This is a genomic window from Paenibacillus sp. P4_A7, from assembly GCF_056402455.1.
Genome location: NZ_JBFUHJ010000460.1, coordinates 1 through 4377 on the forward strand (window position 1 = coordinate 1; position 4377 = coordinate 4377).

The following is a 4377-nucleotide window of genomic DNA, read 5'->3' on the forward strand; positions in this document are numbered from 1 at the left end:
CGATTAGCCTGTATGAAATACAGGCTGGGTCCATTTTCGTCGTTTTAATGTTGATTTGATTGGATGAAATACAATCAAAAGTGATAAACAGGGGAGACAAGGCGATTGATGGCGACGTTAACTATCCCTTTTTAAAGGTGAAATGTATATTTTGTTTGAATATATTTAAAATGTTCTGTTTACGTTCGTAAATGTGTGTTATTATTATAAACGAACTAAAACAAACATATTAGGAGGTTTTACCCCAATGGAAGTACGTCACACAACTAACCCAACAGATGTAAAGCAATATACAACAGATCGTTTACGCAGTGAATTTCTAATCGAAAGCCTGTTTGAACAAGATCAAATCAAGATGACTTATACACATTATGACCGTATGATTGTTGGCGGCGCAGTTCCTGTTAACGAAGCACTTGAGCTTGAAGACGCGGCAACTTTGAAGACTGAATATTTTCTAGAGCGTCGCGAGGTTGCTTTCTTAAATATTGGCGGTCCTGCATCAATCTCCGTTGATGGTGAAACCTATGAATTAAATAAACTTGATGTACTATATGTCGGCAAAGGCAAGCGCCAGGTGCTATTGTCCAGTGTTGACAAAGCTAACCCTGCAAAGCTATATTTCTGTTCTGCCCTTGCRCATGCTGTAATCGCTACACGTAAAATGACGATGGAGGAAGCTAACCCTGCTCATCTTGGTTCGCAAGAAACTTCAAATGAGCGGATATTGTACAAGTACATTCATGCAGACGGTATTCAAAGCTGTCAGCTTATGCTCGGCGTGACAAGTCTCAAGTCAGGCAGTGTTTGGAATACAATGCCGTCTCACGTACACGATCGCCGGATGGAAGCTTACCTGTATTTTGACATGAATGATGATGCACGTGTATTTCATATGATGGGTGAGCCATCGGAAACTAGACATCTTGTCGTTGCTAACGAGCAAGCCATTATTTCACCGCCATGGTCTATTCATTCAGGTGTGGGTACAAGCAACTATACGTTCTGCTGGTCAATGGCAGGAGAGAACTATACGTTTACAGACATGGACGCAGTGCCTGCGAGCGAGCTAAAATAGAAATATTCGCAACAGGAGGTGCTTCATGCTAGCTGCTGAAAGGCATCGTAAAATAATAGAGAAATTAGAACAGCTTGGTGCTGTCAAAGTATCCGAGCTGAGTGAACTGTTCCAGATGACAGAAAAGACGATTCGTGAAGATTTAGAGAAGCTCGAGGAAAAAGGCCTTCTCAAGCGTACGCATGGCGGYGCTGTACAGGGCCAAAACGGAGAAGATAGTCTTTTTCCTCTGCAGTTCCCGAATAGTAAACATCAGCAGGAAAAAAAGGCGATTGCGTCGCTTGCATTGACCTGCATTGAACCGAACGATATTATTGCGCTAGACGCGGGCAGTACTACGCTTGAGATGGCGAAGCAGCTGCCTAATATACCGATAACTGTACTGACAAATGACTTGCTCATTATTCGTGAGCTGACTGCGAAGGATCAAGTTAGACTCGTTATTCCTGGCGGTTATCGTCATAACAATTTACTGATTGGCGCTGAATCACAGGAATGGATTAGTCGACTAAATGTCCATAAGCTGTTTCTCTCTACGACAGGTATACATTTGGAGTACGGCCTTACTATTTTTACCGAGGAATTGACGAAGCTTAAGAAGATATATATGGAAAATGCTAAAACAGTTTATTGTCTAGCGGACCATAATAAATTCGATAAAGGTGCATTGATCACGTTTGCCGGACTAAATGAAGTTGACTGCTTCATAACGGATGAGGACATAGATTCTGAGATAGCGGCGAAGTACGAGGCGCTGGGGATTCGTATGTTGAAGGCGGAACTTATAGATCAAGCGAAGCGGAACAACGGAAAGGTGTGAAATCATGAGTTTGTTTGACTTGACAGGGAAAGTAGCGGTCGTTACAGGTGCAGGGCGCGGTCTCGGAGAAGCTATTGCAATAGGGCTGGCACAGGCAGGCGCTGATGTGGCGTTAGTAACGAACCAAACTCCGGCTGACAAAACAGCGGATGCAGTGCGGGCACTTGGACGTAAGGCCATTACAATTCAAGCAGATATTTCAGATCGCACCAAGCTTTCAGGCATTATTGAGCGTACGGTTCATGAACTGGGACGCATTGATATTTTGGTGAACAACGCGGGTATTATTCGTCGGACACCTGCAGCTGAACATAGCTATGAGGACTGGCAGGATGTGTTGGACGTCAACTTGAACTCGGTATTTGTGCTTTGCCAGCTTGCAGGTAAGCATATGATTGAGCAAGGCTCTGGTAAAATAATAAATGTTGCGTCTATGCTAACTTTTCAAGGTGGAATAAATGTACCAGGTTATACTTCGAGCAAGCATGCGGTTGCAGGGCTTACGAAGGCGCTCGCAAGTGAGTGGGCAAGCAAGGGTCTGCAAGTAAATGCAATTGCTCCTGGTTATATGAGCACGGATAATACGGAAGCACTGCGCGAGGATCCAGTTCGCAGTACGCAAATATTGCAGCGTATCCCAGCTGGCCGCTGGGGTACATCTGAGGATTTGATAGGACCTGCAGTGTTTCTAGCGTCGGGCGCATCCGATTATATGAACGGTCATATTTTGGCGGTTGACGGTGGTTGGTTAGTTAGATAAATGTAGCTTAAAAGTAATGTTCCCCTGATAGCTGTCCTAACGTAGCTTTGTCTGCGAGTGGGACAGCTTATTTTTGATTTTTGGTCTGTAATTCGACCTCGAAGGCCAGTTCGTCGAAATAGAACGAGCCATGAATTACATGTACATTCGACAGTTTTGAGGTGAAGTCAAATTAGTTTTATATTCTGAAACTACAGAGCCTCAGTATGGTATAAGTGAAGAGTTAGTGTCAGAAAATGCAGCTAAATCACCGGAAAGTGGTGGTGGATCGAGCTAACCCGACTTTTACGTTCATCCGCTGAAACTAAACCGTAGCTTTTCCCCGAGTAGCCTCGTTTAGGTGCAAAAAATGAAACTACGGGGAAGTAGTGCGGAAGTCAGCGGATACAGAAGAGCTAGTAAAGGTAACTAGTTTGCAGTAGCAGTAGCAGTAGCAGTAGCAGTAGCAGTAGCAGTAGCAGTAGCAGTAGCAGTAGCAGTAGCAGTAGCAGTAGCAGTAGCAGTAGCAGTAGCAGTAGCAGTAGCAGTAGCAGTAGCAGTAGCAGTAGCAGTAGCAGTAGCAGTAGCAGTAGCAGTAGCAGTAGCAGTAGTAGTAGTGTTAGTGGTAAGTTGTTATTGTAGTTGTTTCCAAGCATTTGAAAATCTACAGGCATAGTCTTAATTAAGATTTTCTATGTCAATTTATAAGAATTATTTATATGTTTAGTGTTGTATATTTATTAGATTGAGTGTATATTTATTAGATTGAGTGTATAGTTATTCGTATTGCTAGACGATAGCGATCGACYAACTAAATAAGTGGAAATAGGTGCTCTTGTCAAAAACTTGAGCTTAAAAGGGAAGTCCGGTGTAACGCCGGCGCGGTCCCGCCACTGTAACAGCGGAGTCTTAGCGTGTAAACCACTGATCTGTAACGAGGTTGGGAAGGTAAGCTATAGATGATAATGCTGGAGCCAGGAGACCTGCCTATTTGAACGACACTGCTTTTACCTACGGGAGATAGGGAGGTGTTAAGACAAGACCGCGGTTCTATTAAACGACGGGCGTCTTTACCTTGCTTCTTAACAAGGTGACGACGCCCTTTTTGCATTTTGGTATTTTCAAATTCATGCAAGTTTACTTCACAAAACTTTTTAGGAGGAATAATAACATGAGTAAATTAACAAACAGTGTGCTCGGATATCCGCGAATTGGGGAAAATCGTGAATGGAAAAAGGCGCTTGAGTCTTTTTGGAAGGGGGATTTGGAGGAATCGGTCTTTCTGGAAACGCTGGAGGGTATTCGTCTCAAAAACCTCAAGTTGCAGAAGGAAAAAGGAATTTCTATTATTCCTGTTAATGACTTCACTTTATATGATCAAATGCTAGATACATCAACGATGTTTGGACTTGTTCCGTCAAGGTTTGAATATGCTGGCGGATCCGTTCCTGTAACGACTTATTATGCCATGGCTAGAGGAACGAAAGAGGCGCAAGCCTGTGAAATGACCAAGTGGTTTAATACAAATTATCATTATATCGTTCCTGAACTCAGCGGAGCGACTCCTGTCTTGACGGAGAATCGTCCACTTGCCGCTTATCTTGAAGCAAAGCAAAAGCTTGGAATCGAAGGCAAGCCAGTCATCATTGGTCTATATACATTTCTTAAGTTGTCCAAAGGGTATGAAGCGAAGCAACTGCCTAGTTTGATAGAGCAATTCATACCGTTATACGCTCAAAT

The 4377-nt window shown here is 43.3% G+C and carries 4 protein-coding genes and 1 riboswitch; all 4 genes read left to right on the forward strand.

The features are described from left to right. Positions 1–247 precede the first annotated feature (247 nt). A complete protein-coding gene (gene kduI / locus AC1DWN_RS28805; protein ID WP_477562314.1) occupies positions 248–1078 on the forward strand; it encodes a 5-dehydro-4-deoxy-D-glucuronate isomerase in 831 nt (276 codons plus the stop codon). Between the two features lie 25 nt (positions 1079–1103). Beyond that, positions 1104–1898 carry a DeoR/GlpR family DNA-binding transcription regulator gene (locus AC1DWN_RS28810; RefSeq protein ID WP_477562315.1) on the forward strand — a complete coding sequence of 265 codons (795 nt, stop codon included), beginning with the start codon at positions 1104–1106 and terminating at the stop codon, positions 1896–1898. Between the two features lie 4 nt (positions 1899–1902). Continuing rightward, positions 1903–2658, forward strand: coding sequence for a 2-dehydro-3-deoxy-D-gluconate 5-dehydrogenase KduD (gene kduD / locus AC1DWN_RS28815; protein ID WP_477562316.1), 756 nt, complete (start codon positions 1903–1905; stop codon positions 2656–2658). Positions 2659–3447: 789 nt separating this feature from the next. After that, positions 3448–3642, forward strand: a riboswitch (cobalamin riboswitch). 166 nt (positions 3643–3808) lie between these two features. Next, the coding region (locus AC1DWN_RS28820) for a uroporphyrinogen decarboxylase/cobalamine-independent methonine synthase family protein (RefSeq protein ID WP_477562317.1) at positions 3809–4377 on the forward strand (569 nt) is incomplete at its 3' end.

Coding starts and splice junctions, on each gene's coding strand:
- kduD (WP_477562316.1), top strand. CDS start 1,903: ATGAGTTTGTTTGACTTGACAGGGAAAGTAGCGGTCGTTACAGGTGCA.